This is a genomic window from Bacillus cereus group sp. BfR-BA-01441 (assembly GCF_022663075.1).
GTDB classification, from domain to species: Bacteria; Bacillota; Bacilli; order Bacillales; family Bacillaceae_G; genus Bacillus_A; species Bacillus_A cereus.
Map to the genome: position 1 here is coordinate 1 of NZ_JAKUEU010000326.1, position 280 is coordinate 280.

The window sequence follows — 280 nt, forward strand, 5'->3', positions numbered from 1 at the left end:
TCATGGAAAAAAGAGATAATGGCTGGTGGAAGATTGAAACATGGGAAGGTCCAGTTTGGATTAACTTGAATGGGGAAGAACGTGTCATGGGAGATTTCTATGCATATGATGAACCTTCTTTCTCATCAAAGGTTGCGAATGCTGGAGCGAAGTATGGGCGACAAACATTTAGAATAGTAGATGGAACAACAGATGGTTGGCTAAAATTTAAGACTTGGGAAGGCGAAAAATGGATGAATCCTACGTCTGAACAAATTACTGTCAACAAAACGATTTATGC

The 280-nt window shown here is 39.6% G+C and carries 1 pseudogene; it reads left to right on the forward strand.

Annotated features, from left to right (window positions below):
* Nucleotides 1–280 (forward strand): annotated as a pseudogene (locus MR107_RS30730) (hypothetical protein); the annotation flags it as partial.